Source organism: Pseudomonas sp. ADAK7 (assembly GCF_012935675.1).
Classification (GTDB): domain Bacteria; phylum Pseudomonadota; class Gammaproteobacteria; order Pseudomonadales; family Pseudomonadaceae; genus Aquipseudomonas.
In genome coordinates this window covers 4,635,467-4,659,332 of sequence record NZ_CP052861.1, presented here as the reverse complement: position 1 = coordinate 4,659,332, position 23,866 = coordinate 4,635,467, and the positions used below count along the sequence as shown (strand labels likewise).

Below are 23,866 nucleotides of genomic sequence, written 5' to 3'. Positions count from 1 at the left end.
CTTGTCCATGTTGGCGCTTGTTGTTCCGTTCATAGCGAGAAGGGGTAATCGACTGTAGGTTTGAGTTTTTCCGGCGGCGCATTCAACAACGCCTCATCCATCAAACTCCCCGCCTTATCCTGATCCGCAGCCCCCGGCAGCACCGGCGGCTTTATCCCGATCCCCGTGCCCGAGCCCGCCGACCCACCCGCATTTATCTTCACCACCGGCCCAACCACCGTAATCCCACCAGCATCCAGCTTGATGAAACTCCCCCCGGCCTTAACCGTCAGCTCCATCCCCGCCTCAATAACAATCTTGTCCCCAGCCTTCAGATGAATCTCTTTCCCGGCACTGGTCAGTTGTGCCGTCCCGAGCTTCACATGCTGGCTCTGCCCAATCGTCAGGTGATCGTCCATCCGCGCTTCGATCTTGCGGTCGGCAACGGTGGTGCGGTGTTCTTCGGCTTTGAGTTCGGTGTAGGTGTTTTTCTCGACGGTGTCGTGGCGTTCGTTGCCGACGCGGATTTTTTGGTCGTGTTCGATGTTTTCATCCCAGTCTCGCTGGGCATGCAGGTAGATCTGTTCCGCGCCTTTTTTGTCTTCGATTCGCAGTTCGTTGTAGCCACCGCCCCCCGGTGAGCTGAGGGTTTTGAAGACGGTGCGGGTTTTGTTGGCGGGCAGTTCGTAGGGGACCTGGTTTTCCTTGTGGTACAGGCAGCCGGTCACCAGGGGTTGGTCGGGGTCGCCTTCGAGGAAGGTGACGAGGACTTCCATGCCGATGCGCGGGATGGTGATGGCGCCGTAGCGGTCGCCGGCCCAACTGGAAGAGACGCGCATCCAGCAGCTGGTTTTGTCGTAGGCCTGGCCTTCGCGGTCCCAGTGGAATTGGACCTTGATGCGGCCGTACTGGTCGCAGTGGATTTCTTCGCCTTTGGGGCCGGTGACCAGGGCTGTTTGGCTGCCGAGGACGCGGGGTTTGGGGTGTTGCAGCGCCGGGCGGTAGAACACGCTCCACGGCGTGACGAGGAAGCGGTTGCGGTAGCCCTGGTGGAAGTCGTCTTTGTTGTCGGTGGTGTCGCTGGTCACCGATTCTTCGAGGACTTGTGGCTGTTTGCCTTCGTGGAGGATTTCGGTGAGCAGCCAGAGGTCGTTCCACTCGGTGCGCGGGTGGTCGGAGAGTTCCAGGAAGTGGCCGCTGACCAATCGGGTCTGGTCGCCGTGGCCTTCGGCTTGCTGATAGTCGGCGCGGTGGCGTTCGAGGGCACGTTGGCTGAGGAACTTGCCGCGCGCGCGGTCGATGAAGCGGCCGGGGTAGTCGTAGTCTTCCAGGTCCGGCTCGGTGCTGTCGCCTTCGGGTTTGTAGGCGGACTCCAGTTGCAGGCGCGGTTTTTCGAAGTCGTAGTCGCGGCGGGTGACGCGGCCGGTGCGGGTTTCCAGGCGCAGTTTGAAGCCTTTGATCACCGGTTCTGCGGCGACCATGCCGCTGCCTTGCACATACGCCGTTGGCTGGCCGAGTTTGGGGAACACGGTCTGGTCATCGCCGAACACCAGCAAATGCCCTTTTGGCGTGTGCTGGAAGTGGTAGTGAATGCCTTCTTCTTCGCACAGGCGCTGGACGAAATGCAGGTCGGTTTCGTCGTACTGCACGCAGTAATCACGGTCCGGGCAGGTAACGCTCAACTGGAAGTTGTAGGCGTTGCCCTTGATGCCGTGTTCTTCGAGGATCAGCGCGATGATTTTCGGCGCTGACATCTGCTGGTAGATGCGCTGGTTGGTGCGGTGGTGCAGGTATTGCAGCTGCGGCACCAGGGAGATTTTGTAGCGGGTCAGGCGTTTGCCGGCATCGCCCTGGGCGACGCGGTAGATCTGGCCGTGGATGCCGGAGCCTTGCGGGTCGAACGCCAGGAACGCCTGTTTGTGCAGGAGTTTTTCCAGGTCCAGGTCGGGGTTTTCGCTGACCAGTTCCACTTCGATGCGATAGGGCTGGCTGATGCCTTCGGTGCCGGTGAACGACAGCACTTGCAGGTCGCCCACGTAGTCTTCAACGGTCAGGCTGAAGTGCGTTTCGTTAGCTGGGTTGAACATTGGTCGATCCCTGTTCGAGTGTCATCCGTTACGCCGAGAGACGCAGGCGTTGCAGCCAGGACGAGGTGGCGCCCATGGCGTCGCGTAATTGAGCGGCGCTGACCGTGCGATCAGCCGCGTTGAAGGTCAGCGCGTTACGCAACGCTGGCCAGCAGTGTTTCGGTAGGTTCTTCGGTGCGTGCAGTTCGCGCTCGAGGCGTTCGTCGCGGGCCTGGGTCGAAGGCAAGCGGCGGAACGGGTGTTTGCCGCCCGCCAGTTCGTAGAGCACGCAAGCGACGCCGTAGACGTCGGCGCTGGCGGTCAGCGGCTGGCCTTCGAGCAGTTCCGGCGCGGCGTAGCCGGGGGTCCAGGCGTTAAAGCGGCTGCGGCTAAGGTGCGGCAGGCCGGGCAAGATGCCCTCCTCGGCCTGGCCGAGGCCGAAGTCGAACAGGCGCACGCCCTCCTCGCTGAGCATCACGTTGCTCGGCTTCATGTCGCCGTGCAGCACGCCGCGAGCGTGGGCATAGGCCAGCGCGTCGAGCAGCGGCAGCGCGATGTCGCGCAGTTCGTTCCACGGCAGGCCCAGTGGCCGCTCGCAGAGTAATTTGTCCAGGGTCAGGCCACGCATGAGTTCCATGGTGATGAAGGCGCGCTGGCAGTCGGTGTCGACTTCAAAGGTGTGGAAGCGCAGCACGTTGTCGTGGCGCAGGCGTCGGGTCAGGGCGAACTCGCTGTAGAGCAAGGCACTGGCATCCGGCGATTCGGCAAATTCTTCGCTGAGGATTTTCAGCGCGATGTAAGGGTCGGGATCGCCGAACTGTTCGTTCAGCAAGTCCCGTGCGCGGTAAACCGCGCCCATGCCACCGGCACCGAGCAGGCGCTCGATGCGGTAACGCCCGCCCAGCACGTCGGGCAATTCACCGACGCTGGCCCGTGTGGGCGCCAGTGCAGGTTCAGCCTGATGAGATTTGGCGAACGCAAAGTAGGTCAGGTTGTTGTCCTGCTCTTCGCTCACCAGCAGGTCGTCGATCGGTCGCATGAGTTCAGTCATTGGCGGATCACCACGGCAGTCAGGTTGTCCCGGGCCGCGCCACGCAGAGCGCCGTCGAACAAACGCTCCAGCGCAACGTGCGGAGCGGTCAGGCTCAGGGCGTTGCCCAAGGCATCGCTGCTGAGCCCTTGGTACAAACCGTCGCTGCACAACAGGAATGTATCGCCGGGGTAAACCTCGAGTTCGAGCACGTCCAGCGTCAGCACATCGGCCGCCCCGACCGCACGGGTCAGGGCATGGGCCGAAGGATGGGCGCGGGCGTCTTCGAGGCTCATGTTTTGCTCGTCGATCAGTTGCTGTTGCAGCGAATGGTCCTTGGACAGCTGATACAAGCGCTGGCCACGCCACATATAGCAGCGGCTGTCGCCGGCCCAGATGCAGGCCGCGCGACTGCCTTCCACCAGCAGCGCCACCACGGTGCTGCCCATGATGCTGTCGTGGCGCTCGGCGGTGACGGTCAACTCCTGACCCAAGCGGCGGTTGATCCAGTGCAAGCACTGGCGAATGCCCTTGAGTCGTTCGTCGAAGTCGTCCTGCACCGGCAATTCCGCCAGGCTGGCGACGATCAACTGGCTGGCGATGTCGCCACCCTGATGACCGCCCATGCCGTCCGCGACCACCCACAGCCCCTGCTGTGGCAAGTCGAGAAAGGCATCTTCGTTGCGCGCCCGAACCTTGCCAGGATCGGTACGCGCAGCGCTGCGCCAGGAACTGGCAACCGGCATCAGAGTTGCACCGGCATACGGAAGGTCCGCAGCACGCCCATGTCGAACGGGTTCGGCGTGCGTTGGCTCGACAGCAGGTAGTTGGCGCGCAGGCCACCCACGTCCGCTTTGAGCACCAGCACGTCGCGACCATTCAGGTACTCGGTCTGCATCAGGTCGAACAGACGGAACAGCGACCAAGGGCCAGTGTTCTTTTCGATACCGATCGGGCGGCCGGCCATTTTGTCGAGGACCAGGCTGGTGCGACCGTCTTCAGCATCGGTCGGCCATTTGAACGACACCGGCACGATCGGGCCGTGACGGTATTCGATGGTCTTGTCGCCAAACTTGAACTCGGAACGGCTGACAGCCGGGTCCAGGGTGTACGGCTCCAGTTTGAATTGCACCTGCGGCTCGGCCGGGTTTTCGGCGAAGAAGCTTTGGCGAATGGTTTGCGCCGCCGCCATCTGGTCGAGGTAGACCTTGGAGATCGGCAGGCTGTGACCATCGACACTGCGCATGCGGTAGTTGCCCGGATCGCCGCTGACGAAGGGACGCATGTAGGTGTCGAAGAAACGGTCGTTGATGCCTTGAGCCTTGAAGAACTCGCGGAAGTCGCTGATCGCCACGTCGCTGGTGCTGTGGGCGCTGAACGGATAACGCTTGTTGATCGCTTTGCCGTAGAAGCTGTACAGCTCGCTCTGGTAGCGCTGGTTCAGGTACTGGTAGGAATCGTTGAGCACCAGACGCCAGGTGTCTTCGGCCAGCACGTTGAACCAGACACTGACCGGACGCGGCAAACGGTTGGACGCATTGCGCAGGTTGCTCAGCGCATCACGCTGGCCGCCCATGCGGGTCTTGGCCATTTCGAACGCAGCCTGCTCCGGCGAACTGGCGCGCGCCAGGCTGGCCACTTGCAGTTGCAGGTCGTTGAGCGCTTGCAATGCAGGGGTCAAATCAGCGGCCGGGCCGTTGTTGTCATCCAGCAGACGGTGCAGTGGTTCGAAGCGCCGTTGCAGGGATTTCTTCGCGGTGTCTGGCAGGTTCTTGGTCGCAGCCATGTCCGAGGCTTTGTCCGCTGCGGCAGCTGCCAGTTTGCCGACTTTGCCCAACTTGCCTTTCTGATCAGCCAGTGCGCCAGCGGCATCTGCCGCTTGATCAACGGGATCGGCTTCTGCCGGGAACCGGGTGTTCTCGCGCACTTCCACCAGCAGTTGCAGGACTGGGGAGTTGGCCGAGGTCAGGCCCGCCAGTTGTTCGGCGCCCTCGCTGAAATCGCTGATCGGTGGCAGCGCAACCTGGCCGACGGCTTCACTCCAGAAGTTGGCGTAGTCGCGGAAGTACAGTTGCTCCAGTTCGACCATCAGGCGACGCAAGTCCATGCCGCTGATGCCCGAGCCTTCGCCCAGCACCCAGTTGTCGCGCAGGATATCGGTGACCAGCGCCGAGCCCTGGATCGAGAAGTACTGCTGATAGCCCTGTTGGGTGTAGAACCCTGGGATCACGTAGTCGGTGCCGACAAACAGCGCCGCTTGCGGGCCCATGTGTTGGCTCAAACGGTATTCCGGCAGGTTGCGGGCCTGCTCGCGGAGCATCCGGTAAACCACGTTGGCCAGGGACTCGCTACGCAAGACCTGACGCGCCTGGGCCACCAGTTGATCGTTGAGCGGGTAGATAAACGGCTGCTGCAGCAAACGCTCGAAGTGCGTGTTCAAACCGTTCTGCACCGCGGTGTTGCCGGCGTAACGCGTGGACCAGTCGGTAGCGACCCAATCCTTGAGCCAGCCTGCATCGCGGCGATCCTTCATGTTCAGCATCAGGTACGCACGCAGGCTGTTGAGCAAGCGCTCGCGGTCCTGCATGTTGGCGCGGATCTGCCCTTCGAGCAGGGTCGCGACCCGTGGCAGCAGTTGCGCCTGAAGCTCACGCTCGTAGGCTGCTTTCACTACCGGGTTGGACTCTTCGCCCTGGTACAGACCGCCGCGCTCGTGGTAACTCACGTCACCCTTGTTCGGGAAGACCTGGGTCGCCGCGTAGCTGGTGTCGAGGGTCTTGAGCACGGCCATGGAGTCGTCACGCGCGGTCAGTGCCGAGCGCGATTGCGTCCAGTTTTGTGCCAGGTTACGCAGGTTTTCCAGACGCTCGTAGTTGGCGGAGAAACCGCCGGCCCACAGCATGCCGAACAACGCCAAAGCCGCCAATGCGCCTACGTACAAGGCACGCTGGCCCCAGTGGATGCGGCTGCGTTCGCGCTTGTCCAGGCCCGCCAGATCGGCTTCCGGGAAAATCACGCGGCTGAGCAAATGGTGGATGAAGCGCGAACGGCCACTGCGTAAAGTCGGCAGCACGCCAGCGTTCAGCCCCAGATTGGCGCCGATGCCGGCGGTGGTCTGGTCCATTTCTTGAGTCAGGTGCGGTGCGCTGGTCAGGTAGAAACCGCGCAACTGGCTGACACGCTGGTAGCGGTTGCCGGTGAACGCCATGTCGACGAACAGGCACAGGCGCTCGCCGATCTGCCCCAGTTGATGCGGGAAGTCGAGGATGCGGCCACGGCGCTGGGTGTCGCGCTCCTGGTGCATGCGCATGATCACTTGGCTGTTCAGGCGACGCAGCAGCTCTTCGAACTCGGCGCGCAGCACGGCGACATCGGTGCCGCTCTGCTCTTTGCGGAAGCTGGTGCCGAGCACCTGATCGCTTTCTTCGCGGGTCAGTTGATCGAAGAACTCGTCGAAACCGAGCAGCTTGTCAGCCTTGCTCAGCACCAGATAAATCGGCACGTCGACGTGCAGTTTCTGATGCACGTCTTGCAAACGGGCACGCACCTGACGCGCGAGCGTGTCGAGGTCTTGCTCGCTGCCGCCCAGCAGGGTTTCCACCGGAATGGTCACCAGCACGCCGTTCAACGGTCGGTTGCGGCGACGCTTGCGCAGCAGGTCGAGCAAGGTGCTCCAGGCGCTGCCATCGACTTCGGCATCCGGCTGGGTCAGGTAGCGGCCAGCGGTGTCGATCAGCACGCCGTGGTCGGCGAAGTACCAGTCGCAATGACGGGTGCCGAGGGTGTCGCGGGTCAGTTTGCGGTCGATCTTGTTGATCGGAAACTCAAGGCCCGAGAAGTCCAGCAGACTGGTCTTGCCGCTGCTTTGTGGACCGATCAGCAAGTACCAGGGCAAATCACTGCGCCAGCGCTCACTGCGACCGCGATACAGGCTCGACGTCTTCAGGGTTTTCAGCGCGTCTTTGAAACGCACCTTCAACTCTTTCTGCTCTTCGTCGATCTGCTCTTCACGGCGGATACGATCCTGGCCGTCTTCGGTGTCTTCGACAGCCTTTTTGCGCACACCGGCGCGCCAGCTGACGAAGACCATGGTCAGGCCCCAGATCAGGAACAGCACACTGATGGTCAGCAAGCGGGAGGTCGAACCTTCCCAGAACTTGTAGTCATCCACCGCCAGCAGCGGCCCGACGAACCACACCAGCAGCGCGACGAACAGCACCACCAGCAAGGTCCAGACCCAGGTCTTGCGCAAGAATGCGCCGACTTTCTTGAAAAACTTTTTCATCACACGTCCCTGTTTACGGCTGCGACTGCGACTGGACCGCTGCCGGATCTAGCTGCTGATAAGGTTGCAGAACGGTTTCGCGTTGCTCGCCCAGTACCCAGGCAAAACCCGAATACATCACCACCAGGCACACCACGGTGAACAGCACCACCATCCACGCTGGCACGATGCGCACCAGGCTGCGGCGCTGATCGTTCAAGCCTTCCCAATGCGGTGACAGCTCACGGGGCACGTCGCCGCGCAGTTGACGAATCTGGCGATACAAGGCGTCGCGGATGCCTTCGAGCTCGAGCATGCCGCGGGCTTGCACCCGGTACTTGCCTTCGAAACCCAGGGACAGGCACAAGTACATCAGCTCCAGCATCGGCAGGTGCTTGACCGGGTTTTTCGACAGGCGATCCAGCAGCTGGAAGAACTTCTCGCCGCCGAAGGTTTCGTTGTGGAAGCTGCTGAGCAGGCTCATTTGCGACCACTCGCTTTCGTTGCCCCACGGCGTGGTCACGACGGCTTCGTCGACCACGGTGCAGAGCACGTAACGGGCGGCCATCACCTGGCTGCTTTCGGCGCCGTTGTGCAGCGCGCGCACTTCAAACAGCTTCAGCGCGGAGGTCAGTCGCTCGTTGAGTGCGTACATGTCTTCGCGGGTGTCGCTGTGCTTGAGGCGCACCACTTCCGACAACAGGTCAGACGCGGCGGCCACCAGCGAATTGAGGCTGATGTTGAACGCTTCGGCCGGGCGCAAACGCGCGGCGTAGATCATGCGTTCTTCGAGCTGTTCGAAACGCGGCGGCGCGGCGAAATCTGTCAGTGGACTCTGCGCCGGGCCGTGGCCCTGGCGATCGAGCAGGACGGTTTTATCGTCCTGGTTGTATTCCGTGTCCTTGATCATGTCGGTCAGTTCCTGATGGCCCAGAATTTCAGTTCAAGCTCGGCAAATTCGCCGGACACGTGGAACGCGAAGCCGCCGGAGCGCTCGAGTTGTGCCAGGTCTTCGGAACTGAGTTCGAGGATGAAATAGGTTTTGTTGGAGTGGAACGCGATCTGCCGCGGGGCCACCGGCAACGGTTTAACCTTGATGCCTGGCAGATGCAGGTTGACCAGTTGGCGAATGCGCTCCACCGGGCCGACCTTGAGGTGCGCCGGCAAGCGGTGGCGCAGTTCTTCGGAATCGCAGTTGGCACTGGCCGCGAGCACGAACGACGCCGAGCCCAGCAGTTTGTGGTCGTGCAACGGCGAGACGATGATCCCGTACTGACGCGCTTGCAGCACCAGTTCGATGGCGTGCTGTTCGAGCACCATCGACAGCACCTGACGAATCGCTTCCATCAGTTTGCGGAAGCTCGCGCCCTGGTCGCTGTGCTGGTAACGGCTGTCCAGGCGCGGGCGTTTGCTGTCGCTGGAGAACGTCGCCAAGTCACCGAGCATGGTCAGCAGCGTGCGGTACAACTCTTCCGGGTGAACCTGCTCCAGGCCGAGGTAGTGACGCAGCAGCAGTTCGGTGCGGTTGATCAGTTGCAGCATCATGAAGTCGCCGACTTCCGCGCCACCGACCTTGCCGTTGGAACGGATCCGGTCGGCGATGGTGTCGCCCCGGTGGCCGAGCATGCTGATCACTTCTTTGAGGCACGACAGCAGGTAGCTGGACGAATGCGCCTGGATGTAGGTCGGCACGAAGTCCGGGTCGAGGCTGATCACGCCGTCGGGCGTGGTGTCGAGCACTTCGCAGATCTTCAGCTTCACGTAAGCCTGATCGCTCTGCTGCTCGCCGAGCAACAACTTGAAGTCTGGACGGGCGCAGCTGACCTGGCTGGCGGAGTCGTCGCCGGCGTTGGAGTCAGCCACTTCTGACTCGTACGCGGTGTAGCGCGCCAGCACGTCGGATTGCTCCGGGCGACGGGCTTCGATGTGGTTACCGGTGACCAGCGGCAGCGCCAGGTAGATCGGCGTGTTGCCGGTGTTCGGCGGTACGTCCAGGGCCAACGGCTCGGTGTTGCCGCCCAGTTCGAACAGGCTGCCGTCCGGCAGAATCCCCGAGGCCTGGCTGATCACCAGTTTGCCCATGTTGAGGAACTGCAAGTCGATGTCCAGGTTCAGGAAACCCCAGGTGTAGCTGCCCAGCAACTGGGTGCGGGTCTTCATCTGGTGGTCGTAATAGCGATCGTTGTGCTGGAAGTGCTGCGGACGCAGCAGCATGCCTTCCTGCCAAATGACTTTATGGGAGTTCATGATCAGTCAACCGCCTTGGCGAGCGTTTCATTGGTGTTGCGGATGCCAGCCTGGTCGAGGGTCAGGTCAGCCTCGGTGAGTTCCACCGGGGTGAGTTGCACCGTGTAGCGCCATTTGGTTTCCGGCAGGTCGCGGTAGGCAGCGAGGACGCCGACGTAACGGCTGCCCTCCTCCACGCTGAGCTTGAGCTCCACGGATTCGCCCGGACGCAGTTCCAGCTCTTCGCTGGCCACCAGGTCCGGGGCCAGGGATTCCTTGGCGCGCTCGTACAGACTGAAGAAGTCAGCGTTCTCGAAGGTCACCGGGTGCTTGAGCTCGAACAGGCGCACCACGATCGGCGACGGACGCCCATTGAGGTCCGGGTTCAGCTGGTCGCTGGCGGTCAACTTCAGGTTGAGTTTGGTCACGGTGGAATACGGCGACAGCGACGAGCAGCCGGCCAGCAGCACCAGGGCCGTCAGCGCAGTCAGCGTCTTGAAAAAAGCGGTCGAGCAGCGAGACATGCGCATCATCCTTGGTGGTCGGTGTGTAGGGTGGAAATCAGGCGGATCTGTTCTTCGTAAGCCTGGGCAAAGTCGCGGGCCAACAGGCGCTCGCTCCAGTCATCGTCCTGGCGCAGGGCCTGGTGATAACGGCCGTAGGCTCTCCAGCGGCTGCCGGAGGTGGCGAGGATCGGTTTGTTGTCGCGCTCGAAACGCAAGGTCAACTGCTCAGGCGAGAAGTGTTCCAGCGTGCCGCGCACCGCTGCGCGGCTGGCGGTCAGCAACGCCACCTGGTGCGCCTGCAAATCGCGGAACGAGCGGGAGATCGCCTGCTCGGCCGGCATCTGCCCCGGCTTGTTTGGCTGCAGCAAAATCTCCAGCGCTTCACCCGGATCCACGGCAAATTTCAGCGGATTTTTCTGGTTACCCTGAACCAGGGTCTGGGCCAGGCGCAATTCGTTTTTCAACTCGCTGCGGGTGCGCAGGCTCTGTTGCAAGCCGCCGACGCTTTGGCGCAGCAGACGCGCAGCGTGCAGCGCCAAGGCTTCGCGGGCGTCGTGGTCGAGGCCTTTGAGGTCCACACCCAGCGCGGCACCGAAGTGCTCCCAAAAACCATCGCTCTGACGCTCCACGGCTTTCGGTGCCGGGGCTGGCGCAGGTTCGGCCGGGGCGTCGATCAGCTCCGGCACCATCAAGCTTTCCATGTCGATACGCGCATAGTCCGCGCGTTGACGGGTGTCCTCGGGCGCGTTACGCGGGGAGATCAGTTCGTCGATTTCCGAGTACACGCGCTCCTGCTGGTCGAGGGCATTCATCGGGTCGAGGTCGAGGAACGCATCGTCAGGAATAATGCTGCCCGCGGCCTGCGGACGGCCGACTTCGACGTCGAAGGTCGCCGGATCGCGCACCAGCCGCGCACGGATCTCAAAGTCACCCAGCACGTAGGTGCTGCCGTGTTCGATTCGCACCGCTTCACCCTTGCGCAGGCGCGCGCCGCTCTGCCCATCCTGAACACCGTTGCTGCTGGTGTCGGTCAGGAAGAAAGTGCCTTCGCGGTAGCTGATGTCCACATGGTGGTTGGACAGGTGACGCTTGCGGTCCGGGATGATCCAGTCGCAATCCTCGCCCCGGCCAATCACGCCACCGGCCTGTTTGAAGGTCTTCTGGCACAAATCCGTGGGCACGAACTGCTTGGTGTTCAGCATTTCGAAAACCAGTTCCATGATGATGCTCCTTGCGGTCACTTGCCGCGATTGACCGCCTGCGGATCACCCAATGGGCGATAGGTGTTGTCGTTGAATTTGTAATTGCCGCTGCAGCCGCCGAGGCCGCATAGAACGACGAGGGTCAGCAGGACGGCTTGCCAGTGACGAACAGACATCAGAGGGACTCCAGAGGTAGACAAAGTACAAAGCGCCGACCCTTGCGGGTGGCGCTGTCAGAAGCGAATAAGGTGAAGCCAAGGGCTCTGGCACAAGGCCTCTGTGGCGAGGGAGCTTGCTCCCGCCCGGCTGCGAAGCAGTCGTAAAACAGCAGACGCGGTTTGACTGACACACCGCGTCGCAGAGTTTTGGGGCTGCTGCGCAGCCCAGCGGGAGCAAGCTCCCTCGCCACAGGGAATTCGCGAGCCACAGGTGGCATTCCAATCCGAGCCCGGAAGTTGAGATCAGCCATCGAAGTCACCCAAATTGATATTCAAGCGCCCAAGGCGATACAGCAGCGTGCGACGCGGCAACCCGAGTTCACGGGCGGCAAGGGTCTGGTTGCCGTCGTTTTTGCGCAGGCAATCGAGCAGCAGGCTGCGCTCGACCTGCTCCAGGCGTTCGCGCAGGTTCAAGCCGCTGTTGTCTTCCGGCATGGCTTCCATGCGCAGGGAAAAATGCTCGGCCAGCAACTCGCCGCCCTCGCACAGCAGCACCGCGCGTTCGACCAGGCCTTTGAGTTCGCGCACGTTGCCGGGGAAGGCGTAACCGGACAGGTGATCCAGCGCCGCTTCGGACCAACGCACCGCATCCCGCTGCAAGAACGCGCAGGCCTTTTCGGCGAAGTGCCGGGCCAGGTCGAGGATATCGCCTTCGCGCTGACGCAGGGCCGGCAACTCGATCGGGAATTGCGCGAGGCGGTAGTACAAGTCCTCGCGGAATTTGCCTTCGTTGACCAGCACCGCCAGATCCCGGTGCGTCGCGGCGATGATGCGCACGTCGATTTTGTGGGTGTCGTTGGAACCCAGCGGCCGGATCTCGCCTTCCTGCAACACGCGCAACAGCTTGGCTTGCAGGGACAACGGCATGTCGCCGATTTCATCGAGCAGCAAAGTGCCGCCGTTGGCCGCATCGAACAGCCCCGCGCGGTCACGATCAGCGCCGGTGAACGCGCCTTTGCGGTAGCCGAACAGTTCGCTTTCCAGCAGGTTCTCGGGGAACGCCGCGCAGTTCTGCACGATGAACGCCTGGGAACGGCGCGGGCCGCAGTCGTGAATCGCCCGCGCGACCACTTCCTTGCCAGTGCCGGTTTCGCCGCGCAACAGCACGGTGTACGGGCTGTGCAGAACTTTGCTGATCAGCGAATAAGTCTGGCGCATGGCCGCACTTTTACCGATCAAGCCATAGCCGCTGACACTCGGAGCACCACGGGTGACCGGCGCGGCGGCACTTGCAGGCTGGCGCAGGCGTTGCAGCAGATGCAGTTGGCCGAGCACGAACGAACCCAGTTGCCCGAGGGAATCGGCAAAGCCTTGCAGGGCGATGTGCCGGGGACTGGCGCACAGCAGCAAGCCTTCGACAGCCTTCTGCTGATTGACCAGCGGCACGCACAACAGCGACTGCCAAGGCGTGGCCTGCAGCGGCAGGAAACTGGTTTCGTGCAGGCTGCCGCTCAACTCGCTGAGGCACACCACGCGGTTCTGGCACAGGGCGAATTGCAGCAGTTGTTCACCGGTGTAATCCGCCGGCAGGCTCGCCGCGCCCTGGAGTTGCAGGGTGCCATTGAGGCACTCGGCGTTCATGCCCAGGCAAGTGTGGGTCGCGTCCAACAGGTACAACTGGGTCAACTCGCAACCACTGAGCTCGGCCAAACCGCGCACGAAGTCACCCAGCAGCGCAGTACCGTCCGCCGCCCGCGACAGGCTGGCGAATTGCGCCAGCAAGGCTTCGGCGTAGACCAGTGGTTGCGGCACTTGAGTGAACATCACACCCACCTCAGGCGAACTCGCAAATCACGCTGGCGTTGCCGTCGAGCGTTGCGTGAACGCGCTTGAGGCTTTCACCGGTGGCCATCGCATCGAGCAAGCGGTCGGCCACCAGCGGCAGCACGTGCAGGTCGAGCAAATGATCAATCAGGCGCGCGCCGCTGTCGCTTTGGGTGCAGCGTTCGGACAGGTGATCGACGAGGTTCTGGCACCAGGTGAAATCCAGCTGACGACGGTTGAGGCGCTCGCCCAAACGGCCGAGTTTGATTTCGATCAGCTCGCGCAATACCGGGCCGCCCACCGGGAAGTAAGGAATCACGCGCATCCGCGCCAGCAATGCTGGTTTGAAGTGCTTGCTGAGTACCGGGCGAATGGTTTCTTCGAGGACTTCGGCACTCGGCCGCTCACCGTTTTCGCAGAGTTCGGCGATGAGGTCGCTGCCCAGGTTCGAGGTCATCAGGATCAACGTGTTGCGGAAGTCGATCTCGCGCCCTTCGCCGTCGTTGGCCACGCCTTTATCGAAGATTTGGTAGAACAGGTTGAGCACGTCCGGGTCGGCCTTCTCGACTTCATCGAGCAGCACGACGGAGTACGGCTTCTGCCGCACCGCTTCGGTGAGCATGCCGCCCTCGCCGTAACCGACGTAGCCTGGCGGCGCACCGATCAGGCGCGAGACGGTGTGCTTCTCCTGGAACTCGGACATGTTGATGGTGGTGATAAAACGATCACCGCCGTACAGCAAGTCGGCGAGGGCCAGCGCGGTTTCGGTCTTGCCGACGCCGCTCGGGCCGACCAGCAGGAACACGCCGACTGGAGCATCGGGTTTGTTCAGGCCGGCGGCAGTGGCGCGCATCGAGCGATCCAGCGCGTGGACGGCTTGTTCCTGACCACGGATGCGCACGCGCAGGTCGGTGGCGAAGCTTGCAACCTTGGCATTGTGCTCGCGGGCCAGTTGCGCCAAGGGCACGCCGGTCCAGGCGCTGATCACTTCAGCCACCAGACGCGGGCAGACTTCGAAACTCACCAGCCGTTCTTTGACTTGCAGCGCTGTCAGGGTTTTGTGGGTTTCGTTGAGCGCGGCTTCCAGGGACGCGACGCTTTGTGATTCATCCACCGGCACTTCGAGGGTTTCGAGGACGGTACCTTCGGCGTCTTCTTCAATCGTGACGGTTGGCTCGACGGCAACGGCGACCCGGGCCTTGGCCAATTGCTGACGCAAGTCCAGCAGGCGCTCAGCCAGTTCTTTCTGTTCAGTCCACAGGGCTTCCAGCGCGACGCTTTCGTCTTCGGCTTCTTCCAGACGCGCTTCCAGTGCCTCCAGCGCTTCGTGATCGATCAGCAAACCCGCTTCGGCATCACGGCGCAGGGCCTGGCGCTGACGGCCACCTTCAGCCAGTTCGCCACGCAGGCGTTCCAGGCTTTCCGGGGCGGCGGCGAGGCTGATGCGGACGCGGGCGCAGGCGGTGTCGAGCACGTCGACAGCCTTGTCCGGCAGCTGACGACCCGCCAGATAACGGGCGGACAACTCGGCAGCGGCGACAACAGCGTCATCACGCAGGTAGATGCCGTGGCTCTTCTCGTAGACCTGAGCCAGACCACGGAGGATGGTCACTGCTTCGCTGACGGTCGGTTCGTGCAGTTGCACCGGTTGGAAACGACGGGCCAGGGCCGGGTCTTTCTCGAAGTACTTCTTGTACTCCGCCCACGTGGTGGCGGCGATGGTGCGCAACTCGCCACGGGCCAGGGCTGGCTTGAGCAGGTTGGCCGCGTCCGAACCGCCGGCATTGCCGCCCGCGCCGATCAGGGTGTGGGCTTCGTCGATGAAGATGATGATCGGTTTTGGCGAGGCTTTGACTTCGTCGATCACGCCTTTGAGGCGACGTTCGAATTCACCTTTGACGCTGGCACCGGCCTGCAACAGGCCCATGTCCAGGGACAGCAGCTCAACGCCTTTCAACACTTGCGGCACTTCACCGGCCGCAATGCGCGAGGCAAGGCCTTCGACGATCGCGGTTTTACCGACGCCGGCTTCACCGACCACGATCGGGTTGTTTTTGCGGCGACGGGCGAGGATGTCGATCATCTGGCGGATCGCGCCATCGCGGCACAGCACCGGGTCGAGTTTGCCGTCGCGGGCCTGTTGGGTCAGGTTGTGGGTGAAGCGCTGCAACAGCGATTCGCCCGGCACGGACGTTTTGCCGCTGGCCGGTTGTTCTTTTTGCGACAGGGCAAATTCTTTCAGGCGCTCGATGTTCAGCTTGGCCAGCAATGCCTGGTAGCGGCTGCCGGCATAGCGCATCGGGTTGCGCAACAACGCGAGGATCAACGCCGCTTGCTCGACCTGGGTCTGGCCCAGTTCAAGGTTGGCCACCAGCAAGGCGTCTTGCAGCCATTGCACCAGTTCCGGGGCGAACACCGGGTTGCGCGAGGCGCTGTGCTCGACCCGCGATTGCAGGGCGGCGCTCAGTTCGCCGGCATCCACTTCGGCATCTTGCAGCGCACGTGCGAGCAGCCCTTGTGGACGCTCCAGCAAGCCCAGCAGCAGGTCTTCGACGAGGATCTTGCTGCCGCCACGGGCGACGCAACGCTCGGCCGAGCTTTCCAGGTCACGACGGGTTTCGGCGTCCAGCGCCTGAATCAGTTGTTGCAGGTCTACGTTGCTCATGGGTCATCTGTCCTTAATGAATTTTGCTGCCGAGGGTCACCACGCCGTCCGCTTTTTCGCGGCCGAGCCAACTGGTCCACCCCAGGCGACAGGCGTTCTGCTCACCGATTCGCAGTTCGCGGATTTCTTCCTGGCGCAGCACCAGGCGAATGTCGTAATCAAGCGGGTCACGCAGGGTGAACCGCACCAGCGCACACAGCGGCTGGTAGCCGAAACCGATCGGCAGGAATTCGTGAAAACGCAGCCAGTCGAGCTCCCGGATGTGAATGCGGAATTTGCCGCTGCGGTCGCGCACGTGCTCGCCGAGTACCAGGTCTTCGGCGAGCATGCTGTTGGCGCGGCCCAAACGATTGCGCTGCTCGTCGAGGATTTCCACGCGACGCTCGATGCACTGCTCGATGGTCAGTTCGGCGTGCTTGAAGTAGTACCGCAACACCGCTTCGATCAACGCCGCCGAGTGCGCGCGCAAACTGAGCAACCCGAGGTACGGCAGCAGGCGTTTCCAGTTCAGTTCCTTGGCCTTGCGGATCTCTTCGCCGCCCAGACCGATCAACGCAAACAGCTGCGCGGAGAACGGGTCGAGGGCGCCGCTCTCGAAGCTGGCGCGGTAGCGGTACTTGCGCCAGATCGGCAGCATCAGCCGTTGCAGGCGATGGTGGAACAGGTCGAGGAAGTTGCGCGTCGGGTTGCCGTCTTCGCTGTCGCCCAAGGCTTGTTCGCCGTAGAACGCCGGCAGCGGCGAACCGGAACCGACCAGGCCGATCAGGTTGAAACGCATGCGCGCGCGCAGGTGCCCGTGCTCGGTGAAAAACTCCACGCGATCAACGTCACTGCCAGGGAAACCCAGGCTCGGGTTGGCCTGGAATTCCAGCTGGTCGTACAAGTCGTCCTGGCTCAGGTGCGGGTGGGCCTCGCGCAGCCGGTCAACCACCAGCAGCACGGCCTGAAACAGCGAGTACTCGCGTATTCCTCGGGTCAGCCCGCTTAAAGCAGGGGCTGAAGGCCCATACGTGGTGTCCATTGGTACACCTCTCCCTGTGTGCTTTTTACGCGCAGCTCGTGGTACGAATTGAGACTGGCGTAAAGCGCGAAAAACTCGTTAAGAACCGAAGCGAAAACGAACAGGTCGCCCTCGCCGATATACCCTTCCGGGTCGATGGTCAGCTCGGTGCGCAATCCGCGAACCGGCAACCCTCGGTGCAATCTGTCGACGTGCTGGTGCTTGATCGACTTGAGCCCGCCCAGCAGGCGTTTGCTGACTTTTTCTGCGTGTTGGTCGTAGTAACGCGGCAGGTCGTAGGTTTCGAGAATTACCTTCAACGCGTTGACGTCGGCCAGCGACAGGTAGTTAAGCGACATGTTGCTGATCAGCTTCCAGAGGAAGTCACGGTTCAGCGGCGGCGCGTAACTCGGCGTGGCCGGGGTGATGTTGCGGAAACTCAGGAACTCCGGCGTCTCTTCGCAGGCCTGGCTGATGTCGCCGAGCTTGAGCTTGCGCGGCAGGTTCTGGTTGGTGCACATCAACTCGATCGACAGGGTTTCGTGGGCTTCGGTGTGGCGGATGCCGAAGCTCAGGTAGGTGTCGAGGCCGTCGTGCAACGAGGACGAACGCTGGCGGATGCTGTAGTGCGGACGGCTGTTGGGCACGTCGAAACTCGGGTCGTGCTCGAAGGATTCGAACGGCACGTATTCCTGATACCCGAGGCCGCCCGGCTTCCAGCCCGTCACTGTTTCGACGGAGAACACACCGCAGCTTTCCAGATCGAACTCGGCCGGCAGCAGCAAGTATTCGTCTTGCTTGCCATCGAGGCGGATCGGCAACGCATCATGTTTGAACAAGTTGACGATGGGCGTGCAGTACAACTTCACATTGTCCAGAGTCGGACGCAGGCGCTGAATGCCACTCTTGCGAATGTCGAAGCGCAATTCGAGGCCGCGCACTTGCTTGAGGGTGTCTTCAGGCAGCGCCTTGAGCAGGTCCAAACCGTTGATATCGACGAACAGGAATTTGTCCTGGAAGGCGAAGTATTCCTGCAAGTAGCGGTAGCCGCGGAAGGTGTTCAGCGGATATGGGATCAACGCTTCTTCTTCGGCAAAACCCACCGGTTGCACGCGGTCGCCGGGCATCTTGAACGCCATCGGCGTGCCGTTGACGCCATTGATGGGTTTGCCGGCGCCGTCGAGCGGGATCAGCTCGATGCCTTCGAGGTTGCGCAGCAGGCTCAAATAGAGCATCTGGCTGATGTAGCGCTCGCCGGCAAAGTGCAGGCGCAAGCGGCTCAGTTCCAGCTCACCGAGGTGACCGTCGGCGCTCATCTCCAGACGCAGGCTCAGCAGCGAACCGTCGCCCTTCACCGAGTAATTCAGTGCGGCGAGGTCCAGCGGCAGGACTTCGGTCGGGTAGCAGGTACGGAAGCGGCAGCGCACATCATCGATCGGTACGCTTTCCACCGGCGTATCGCGCTCGACCATCAACGCCGGCCCGGAACGCTTCAACGGGTCGAACTGCAAAATGCTGAACGCCGGCAGCGGCCGCATGTAGTTGGGCCACAGCAGGTGCATCAGCGAATGGCTGAGTTCCGGTAGCTCGTCATCGAGTTTCTGGCGTAGGCGCCCGGTCAGGAAAGCGAAGCCCTCAAGCAACCGCTCCACGTCCGGATCCCGTCCGGCCTGGCCCAGGAAAGGCGCCAACGCCGGGCTACGCTCGGCGAATCGACGACCCAACTGGCGAAGTGCGGTGAGCTCGCTTTGGTAGTAGTGGTTAAAGGACACGGGTTACCTGCCTGGTATGAAATCTCATGAATAAAACGTCCTGTAGAGCGCAACCGTCAGCCCGGAAATGACATAGCCGACGACCAGCAGGTAGGGCAAAAACGCCACCCACATCACCATCATTCCAAGCCCGGCGAGGTGCCCAAAAAGCAAAAAACCCAGCCCGCTGATCACCCATGGCGCCGCGTAAAAAGGGATGAACATCAGCGGCGCGAGCCAGATTTTCTTCACGATCTGTTGTTCGGTTGTCCTGCTCAGCTTTCGCGTTGCCCACGCGGCAAAAACGATATAGGCCAGGGACCCGAACCAGAGGACGTGGATCGTCAGGAACTGCTCCCAGTTGAATGCCGTCGGGTTCCACACCGTCGATTCGAGATAAATCAGAACCTCGAACGCGATGATCGGCACCCAGAGGGCGGCGCCCAGGAACAGGCGTCGGTTCAGACTGATCACTGGCGAACACCTGCGCTCGGGGTTTGTCCGGTGCGGCGATTCCACAACCTCTGGGCCCAACGCAATTCGATGACTTGCGTCGTCAGAATCGCCATGAACGTGACAGAACCCTGGGCCACGCCGTAGAACAACGCCCGCAGCGGATTCTCGGGCATCATCCAGAGCAGGATGAAACCCACCATCACGCTCAGTAACAGCAGCTTGGCCAACAGGTTCGGAATCAACGCGACGATCAAATTGACGGTCACAAAGATATAAAAGAGTGCGTGGCTGGCCCCGCCAATCGCGACGCCCCGGGTGGTGAACCCACCGTTGAATGCTTTATAGGCATGCACGACCGCGTCATTCAGGATCGCGTAAGCCAGACAGCCAAGGCTGTGGATCAATACGCTGATTAGAATTCGGCTCGGGGTGTTCATGCCGGGCTCACCGAGGAGTAACAGGTGCCGGCGACTTCGATCGCGACCAGGGAAACCAGGATCATGAACGACAGCGCACGATGCAGCCGCGACTGGCGCAGCCGTCGGCTGATCGCCGTGACCACCAACAACAGGCTCAGTATCGCGAGGCCGCCGAACAGATTACTGTCGGCCACGTACATCAGGTAACCACGCATCTCATCCGAGACGTTGATCATGGGCAAAAGACTCCATCCTTGAGTGTCCAGATACGGTGATCGCCATCGCGCTCACGCTTGATGCCAAGCAGGGCGTAGCGTATGTCGCCCGCACTGAAAAGACGCGTTTGTTCAGATCCTTTGACGGTCAGCGCGAAATTGTAATCGACCTGTATGTCGCCGTCTTCGTCGTAAGACAGGTAACTGGCCACGGCGTACTGCTTGCCCGGTGCAAGGACGCGCGGCTCCATCAGCGGCAACCAGTTGCTGGCATTCTTCGATTGAATCTGCAGCGGCACGCCGCAGGTATTCAACAGGTCAATTTCGTAGATGTACGTCAGTTGAGTCGTGCAGCCGACCAACGACAGATATCCCGCTGCCAACACTGACGCCACGAAGGAGCGAAGGCTCATCGACGAGTCCCTCCTTTGTTCGGTGTCATGGGCAGGTACGAGTCGACATAGAGGTACTCGCCATCAGCACTGTTGACCCGCGCCATCGTCAGCGGCTTGCCGTCAGGGGTCTGGAACCGGATCCAGCCCTCGCTGTTGAGACCACCGCTTTCATGCCGCACCTGCACAAAGTAATCCGGCGGATTGGACCGGGTGATCTCGATGAAGAAGCCGCCATCCGGCCCCCCGCGCCATACCGCATCGGGGTGATCCGGCAGCACGGGCGTTGAAGAGTTGGATGGGCGCAGCGAGATGAACAGCGTGACCAGCGCGATGATCGTCAACACACCGATGGCGCTCAGCACATGATTGAGCCATTTCCACACCTGCATCGAACGCGTCATGGTGTGCACCAGGTGCGCACATCGCGCTTGTCGAAGCCTGCGCACTGATTGCGCTTGGCGATTGAGCGATAAGGCGTGTCGGGGGTGTAGGCGAAGTAGTAATAGCGCTGCGCGTCTTCGCCATATAGCCAGTAGTTGCTCGAACCCTGGTTGATTTCGTAGGGCTCAAAGGTCCAGATCGACGACTCGCTGGGAATGAAATTCGACCGGTCCATCAGCAACATGAAGGCGTTGGAAAACACAGGCGTCGCCCAGGCCAGGATTACCGTCACAACCGCGACGGCCACAGCGAGTCCTTTGACCAGAGGATGTTTGACGGGCGCACGAGGTCCGGTGGATCGGCTCATCATCAGCGACATGCCGGCACCGTCCAGCTTTCCCAGCCTTGCGCGCCGGGGTACAGCACCATTTCGCCCCGAAACTCAGGGCCCACACCTGCGTTGCCTTCGCGCATCCACACATACCACTCGGACGATTTGAGCAGCACGTCGTCCTTTGTATACACGCGGTAAAAATACTGGCTGCTGTACAACTCGATCACTCGCCCGGCAATGCCCAGTGCCTTCTTGTATCCGGGTAAATATCCAGCGACATAGCAATTACCCGACTCACTCCAAACTTTGTACAAGGGCTGTGCGGCCAAACCGATCACAATCTTCAGGCCAATGAAAACCACCAACACCAAGAGCCCCATCAGGGCTGGGATCAATACGAGAGGCGAGGTCAATCGACGGTTGCGAATCACGATCGGGCCACTCCCTGTGCTGCGCGCCAGCGGGTAAAAGCTGCATTGAGGGCGCGGGTAAGCAGGATGGCGCAAAGGGTCAAACCGCCTGCCAGGGCGCAATACGCCATGGCCCGTACGGGATAGCGCGGCAGCAGGTAAACCAGGATCGAGGCCATCATGAAAATCGCCACGCCAAACTGAGCGGCAAGACGCGGTATGAAGACCAAAACAAGATTCAAGAACACGAAAAAGTAATAAACCAGGTACATGCCCATGCCGATGGCGACGCCACGGGAGGTCAGCCCGCCGACCATGGTTTTATAGATCGGCACGGCGAAGTTATTCATCACGATATAGAGCACGCAGGCCATCCCATGGACGACCAACCCGATCACTCGTTGGCTATTCATGTTCAAACGCTGCCACGCAATGCTTCGCCACGATCAATCACCCAAGATCCCTCTTCCCTTTCATCCTGTAAAAAAAACATCAGCACCGCTTCTGTTCAGCTTTGGCCCGGTCGGCACTGAGCACCTTGCATTGCTGGAGGTAAATAACGCCCTCCCCGGCGAACGCGATCACATCATTCGCCGTGAGCGGCTCGCCGTTTTTCTCGCCAAACTTGAGCCAACCTTCGTCCCATAACGAGCCGTCGTCGTTGCGAACCTGAACGAAGTAATAAGGCGGTTCGGAGCGGGTGACTTCGATGTACTGCCCACCATCAGCACCGCCGCGCCATTTCGCATTGGGGTACTCACTCAACACCCGAGGCTCAGCCTTTGAAAAATCCATTCGGGACACCACCCACACACCGGCGATGCAGGTCAGCAATCCCACCGCCATGAGGAAGCGTTTTACCCAGATCACTGCGATGCCTCGCTCGGGCAAAACGAACGGTCTTCGATCGTCCAGGTACGTACTGCGCGGTCCTCGACCTTCTCAACCCTCGCCAATGCCGCGCGCAACATCTGCGCATCAATGGTTTTCACGGCGCCGGTGGTGTTGATCGACAAGCTGTATCGATCACTTATCTGCCGAACAACGCCCTTCCCGGCCGACCTGTAGTTGGCGATGGAACGACGCTCGCCTGGGCCCAACGTAAAGCGGCGAGGCTGATCGTCGTAGTTGGAGTCATGCGCCAGCGACAGCTCCAACGGCACACCGCAGGTGTTCAGGAAATACACATCGTTGCGATAGACCTGCTGCGCAGACAACGCTGGCAATGACATGGCGCTTGCCAGAAGACCTGTCCACTTAAACATCGAATTCGTCCTTGGGCACTTCCGGGCAGATCGACGTATCGTTAATCGTCCAGGCATTTACATCACCCTGCTTCGAAGGTTTTGTGCCTTCAAGGATCGCCCTCAGCGCAGGTGCGTAAATGACCTTCGAGCCGTCAGTCGTGTTGATCAGTAGTTCGTAGTCATCGTCGATGCGTACCACTGAGTCTTTGTCGTACGAGATATAGCTGCCAATGATTTGCCGGGCGCCGACCTGTGCAACATAGTCGCCAACCACCGGCCCCCAGTTCGAAAAGTGCGAAGCTTTCAATTTCAGCGGGCTCGCACAGCTGTTTTGCAAATAGATTTCGTCGCGGTAGAGCTGCTGCGATGTGCAGGCTGTAAGCGAATATAGCAACGCGGTGCAGCCGAGATACTGAAACATCAAAATGCAGGGGACAGTCGCCTTTTTTGATTTTTGGCCACGATCAATCACCTGACCAACCCACATCGCCGCAATCGTCAGGGAACCGCCCAACAACGTGTAGGCCATCGCGCGAACGGGGTAGTGCGGCATAAAATAAAAAAGAATCACGACCAACATAAAAGAAAGAAAAACAAGCTTGAATTTAAAAACAGGTATAAGAAAGACAATGGCATTCATCAATATGAAATATTGAACCATCAGCTCGCTTGTCATACCAATGCCGATTCCTCTGGACGTTAGCCCACCATACAAATCGATGTAGAGGTCAACACCATAGTTATGCAGAGGAACGTACAGGGCGCACACTATCAAGTGTGGGATCAGCCCAACCAGGCGTCGAATTTTCATTTATTCAATGCCCCACGTTGATCCAAATGCCCCTGCGAAATCGGGTTACCAGAGATACCAGGGACAGCCCCATCTTGCGGAAGAAATCTTTTGATAATTAGATAAATTACAATTGTGACAGCCGAACAAAAATACCCAGCAACGAGCAAGTAAGGGATATACGCCAACCACTCGACCATTAGTCTAAGACCGGCCAAGTCGCCGCTAACCAAATAAATCACGCCGTACAAAAACCACGGCGCGGCATAGAACGGAATAAAAATAACCGGAGCCCAACACGCGAGCCGGACGACTTCACGCTCGGTTTTTCGATCGATGACCCGTGATGCCCAAAATGCAAATATGAAATAGGCGCCCACGCCAAAAGCCAATATGAACATGTGAAAAAATTGCTTCCACCCTCCGAAAGGTGTTGCAGGAGGCAATAGAGTGTCCGCAAGAAATAACAGCGGCAACAAAACGGCGGGCATCCATACCGCCCCCTTGAAATAGCTTGAATAGGTCATTTTCCAGCGGGCTCGTTTGCA

At 60.7% G+C, this 23,866-nt stretch carries 25 protein-coding genes; all 25 read right to left on the bottom strand.

The genetic code is table 11. The features are described from left to right. Positions 1 to 29 precede the first annotated feature (29 nt). A complete protein-coding gene (tssI, locus tag HKK53_RS21310) occupies positions 30 to 2,066 on the bottom strand; it encodes a type VI secretion system Vgr family protein (protein WP_169372465.1) in 2,037 nt (678 codons plus the stop codon). A 28-nt stretch (positions 2,067 to 2,094) separates the two neighbouring features. Continuing rightward, positions 2,095 to 3,096 carry a serine/threonine-protein kinase gene (locus tag HKK53_RS21305; protein ID WP_169372464.1) on the bottom strand — a complete coding sequence of 334 codons (1,002 nt, stop codon included), beginning with the start codon at positions 3,094 to 3,096 and terminating at the stop codon, positions 2,095 to 2,097. Beyond that, the gene (locus tag HKK53_RS21300) at positions 3,093 to 3,821 is read right to left on the bottom strand and encodes a PP2C family protein-serine/threonine phosphatase (protein WP_169372463.1); all 729 of its coding nucleotides are present in this window, start codon (positions 3,819 to 3,821) and stop codon (positions 3,093 to 3,095) included. The genes HKK53_RS21305 and HKK53_RS21300 overlap by 4 nt, the downstream gene beginning before the upstream one ends. Next, the gene (tssM, locus tag HKK53_RS21295) at positions 3,821 to 7,360 is read right to left on the bottom strand and encodes a type VI secretion system membrane subunit TssM (protein WP_169372462.1); all 3,540 of its coding nucleotides are present in this window, start codon (positions 7,358 to 7,360) and stop codon (positions 3,821 to 3,823) included. Before tssM ends, HKK53_RS21300 begins: the two co-directional genes overlap by 1 nt. A gap of 13 nt (positions 7,361 to 7,373) precedes the next feature. After that, entirely contained in the window at positions 7,374 to 8,249 is an 876-nt protein-coding gene (gene icmH, locus HKK53_RS21290; RefSeq protein ID WP_169372461.1) for a type IVB secretion system protein IcmH/DotU, read from the bottom strand. Between the two features lie 5 nt (positions 8,250 to 8,254). After that, positions 8,255 to 9,586 carry a type VI secretion system baseplate subunit TssK gene (gene tssK / locus HKK53_RS21285; RefSeq protein ID WP_169372460.1) on the bottom strand — a complete coding sequence of 444 codons (1,332 nt, stop codon included), beginning with the start codon at positions 9,584 to 9,586 and terminating at the stop codon, positions 8,255 to 8,257. A gap of 2 nt (positions 9,587 to 9,588) precedes the next feature. Beyond that, entirely contained in the window at positions 9,589 to 10,089 is a 501-nt protein-coding gene (tssJ, locus tag HKK53_RS21280) for a type VI secretion system lipoprotein TssJ (protein ID WP_169372459.1), read from the bottom strand. 5 nt (positions 10,090 to 10,094) lie between these two features. Beyond that, the gene (tagH, locus tag HKK53_RS21275; RefSeq protein ID WP_169372458.1) at positions 10,095 to 11,291 is read right to left on the bottom strand and encodes a type VI secretion system-associated FHA domain protein TagH; all 1,197 of its coding nucleotides are present in this window, start codon (positions 11,289 to 11,291) and stop codon (positions 10,095 to 10,097) included. A 17-nt stretch (positions 11,292 to 11,308) separates the two neighbouring features. Next, positions 11,309 to 11,449 carry a hypothetical protein gene (locus HKK53_RS21270; protein WP_008030659.1) on the bottom strand — a complete coding sequence of 47 codons (141 nt, stop codon included), beginning with the start codon at positions 11,447 to 11,449 and terminating at the stop codon, positions 11,309 to 11,311. A gap of 285 nt (positions 11,450 to 11,734) precedes the next feature. Continuing rightward, positions 11,735 to 13,255, bottom strand: coding sequence for a sigma-54 interaction domain-containing protein (locus HKK53_RS21265; protein ID WP_169372457.1), 1,521 nt, complete (start codon positions 13,253 to 13,255; stop codon positions 11,735 to 11,737). A 10-nt stretch (positions 13,256 to 13,265) separates the two neighbouring features. Beyond that, positions 13,266 to 15,920, bottom strand: a complete 2,655-nt coding sequence (gene tssH / locus HKK53_RS21260) for a type VI secretion system ATPase TssH (RefSeq protein ID WP_169405737.1) — start codon at positions 15,918 to 15,920, stop codon at positions 13,266 to 13,268. Positions 15,921 to 15,933: 13 nt separating this feature from the next. Beyond that, positions 15,934 to 16,941 carry a type VI secretion system baseplate subunit TssG gene (gene tssG, locus HKK53_RS21255; protein ID WP_169372456.1) on the bottom strand — a complete coding sequence of 336 codons (1,008 nt, stop codon included), beginning with the start codon at positions 16,939 to 16,941 and terminating at the stop codon, positions 15,934 to 15,936. Further along, positions 16,905 to 18,692, bottom strand: coding sequence for a type VI secretion system baseplate subunit TssF (gene tssF / locus HKK53_RS21250; protein WP_169372455.1), 1,788 nt, complete (start codon positions 18,690 to 18,692; stop codon positions 16,905 to 16,907). Before tssF ends, tssG begins: the two co-directional genes overlap by 37 nt. Positions 18,693 to 18,716: 24 nt before the next feature. Further along, entirely contained in the window at positions 18,717 to 19,145 is a 429-nt protein-coding gene (locus HKK53_RS21245; RefSeq protein ID WP_237150587.1) for a hypothetical protein, read from the bottom strand. After that, the gene (locus HKK53_RS21240) at positions 19,142 to 19,564 is read right to left on the bottom strand and encodes a hypothetical protein (protein ID WP_169372454.1); all 423 of its coding nucleotides are present in this window, start codon (positions 19,562 to 19,564) and stop codon (positions 19,142 to 19,144) included. Before HKK53_RS21240 ends, HKK53_RS21245 begins: the two co-directional genes overlap by 4 nt. Beyond that, complete coding sequence (locus HKK53_RS21235; RefSeq protein WP_169372453.1) at positions 19,561 to 19,782, bottom strand: hypothetical protein; 222 nt, start codon at positions 19,780 to 19,782, stop codon at positions 19,561 to 19,563. Before HKK53_RS21235 ends, HKK53_RS21240 begins: the two co-directional genes overlap by 4 nt. Continuing rightward, entirely contained in the window at positions 19,779 to 20,174 is a 396-nt protein-coding gene (locus HKK53_RS21230) for a hypothetical protein (RefSeq protein ID WP_169372452.1), read from the bottom strand. Before HKK53_RS21230 ends, HKK53_RS21235 begins: the two co-directional genes overlap by 4 nt. After that, positions 20,171 to 20,557: a hypothetical protein gene (locus tag HKK53_RS21225; RefSeq protein WP_169372451.1), complete on the bottom strand. Its 387-nt coding sequence runs from the start codon at positions 20,555 to 20,557 to the stop codon at positions 20,171 to 20,173. Before HKK53_RS21225 ends, HKK53_RS21230 begins: the two co-directional genes overlap by 4 nt. Further along, complete coding sequence (locus tag HKK53_RS21220) at positions 20,554 to 20,844, bottom strand: hypothetical protein (RefSeq protein ID WP_237150585.1); 291 nt, start codon at positions 20,842 to 20,844, stop codon at positions 20,554 to 20,556. Before HKK53_RS21220 ends, HKK53_RS21225 begins: the two co-directional genes overlap by 4 nt. Before the next feature lie 62 nt (positions 20,845 to 20,906). Continuing rightward, positions 20,907 to 21,302 carry a hypothetical protein gene (locus HKK53_RS21215; RefSeq protein WP_169372450.1) on the bottom strand — a complete coding sequence of 132 codons (396 nt, stop codon included), beginning with the start codon at positions 21,300 to 21,302 and terminating at the stop codon, positions 20,907 to 20,909. Continuing rightward, positions 21,299 to 21,655 (bottom strand): hypothetical protein, encoded by a 357-nt coding sequence (locus HKK53_RS21210; RefSeq protein ID WP_237150806.1) that lies wholly within the window; start codon positions 21,653 to 21,655, stop codon positions 21,299 to 21,301. The genes HKK53_RS21215 and HKK53_RS21210 overlap by 4 nt, the downstream gene beginning before the upstream one ends. Positions 21,656 to 21,773: 118 nt before the next feature. After that, complete coding sequence (locus tag HKK53_RS21205) at positions 21,774 to 22,151, bottom strand: hypothetical protein (RefSeq protein ID WP_169372449.1); 378 nt, start codon at positions 22,149 to 22,151, stop codon at positions 21,774 to 21,776. Then, the gene (locus HKK53_RS21200; protein WP_169372448.1) at positions 22,148 to 22,546 is read right to left on the bottom strand and encodes a hypothetical protein; all 399 of its coding nucleotides are present in this window, start codon (positions 22,544 to 22,546) and stop codon (positions 22,148 to 22,150) included. The genes HKK53_RS21205 and HKK53_RS21200 overlap by 4 nt, the downstream gene beginning before the upstream one ends. Then, a complete protein-coding gene (locus tag HKK53_RS21195; RefSeq protein WP_169372447.1) occupies positions 22,539 to 23,339 on the bottom strand; it encodes a hypothetical protein in 801 nt (266 codons plus the stop codon). Before HKK53_RS21195 ends, HKK53_RS21200 begins: the two co-directional genes overlap by 8 nt. Next, a complete protein-coding gene (locus HKK53_RS21190) occupies positions 23,336 to 23,845 on the bottom strand; it encodes a hypothetical protein (protein ID WP_169372446.1) in 510 nt (169 codons plus the stop codon). The genes HKK53_RS21195 and HKK53_RS21190 overlap by 4 nt, the downstream gene beginning before the upstream one ends. Between the last annotated feature and the right edge of the window lie 21 nt (positions 23,846 to 23,866).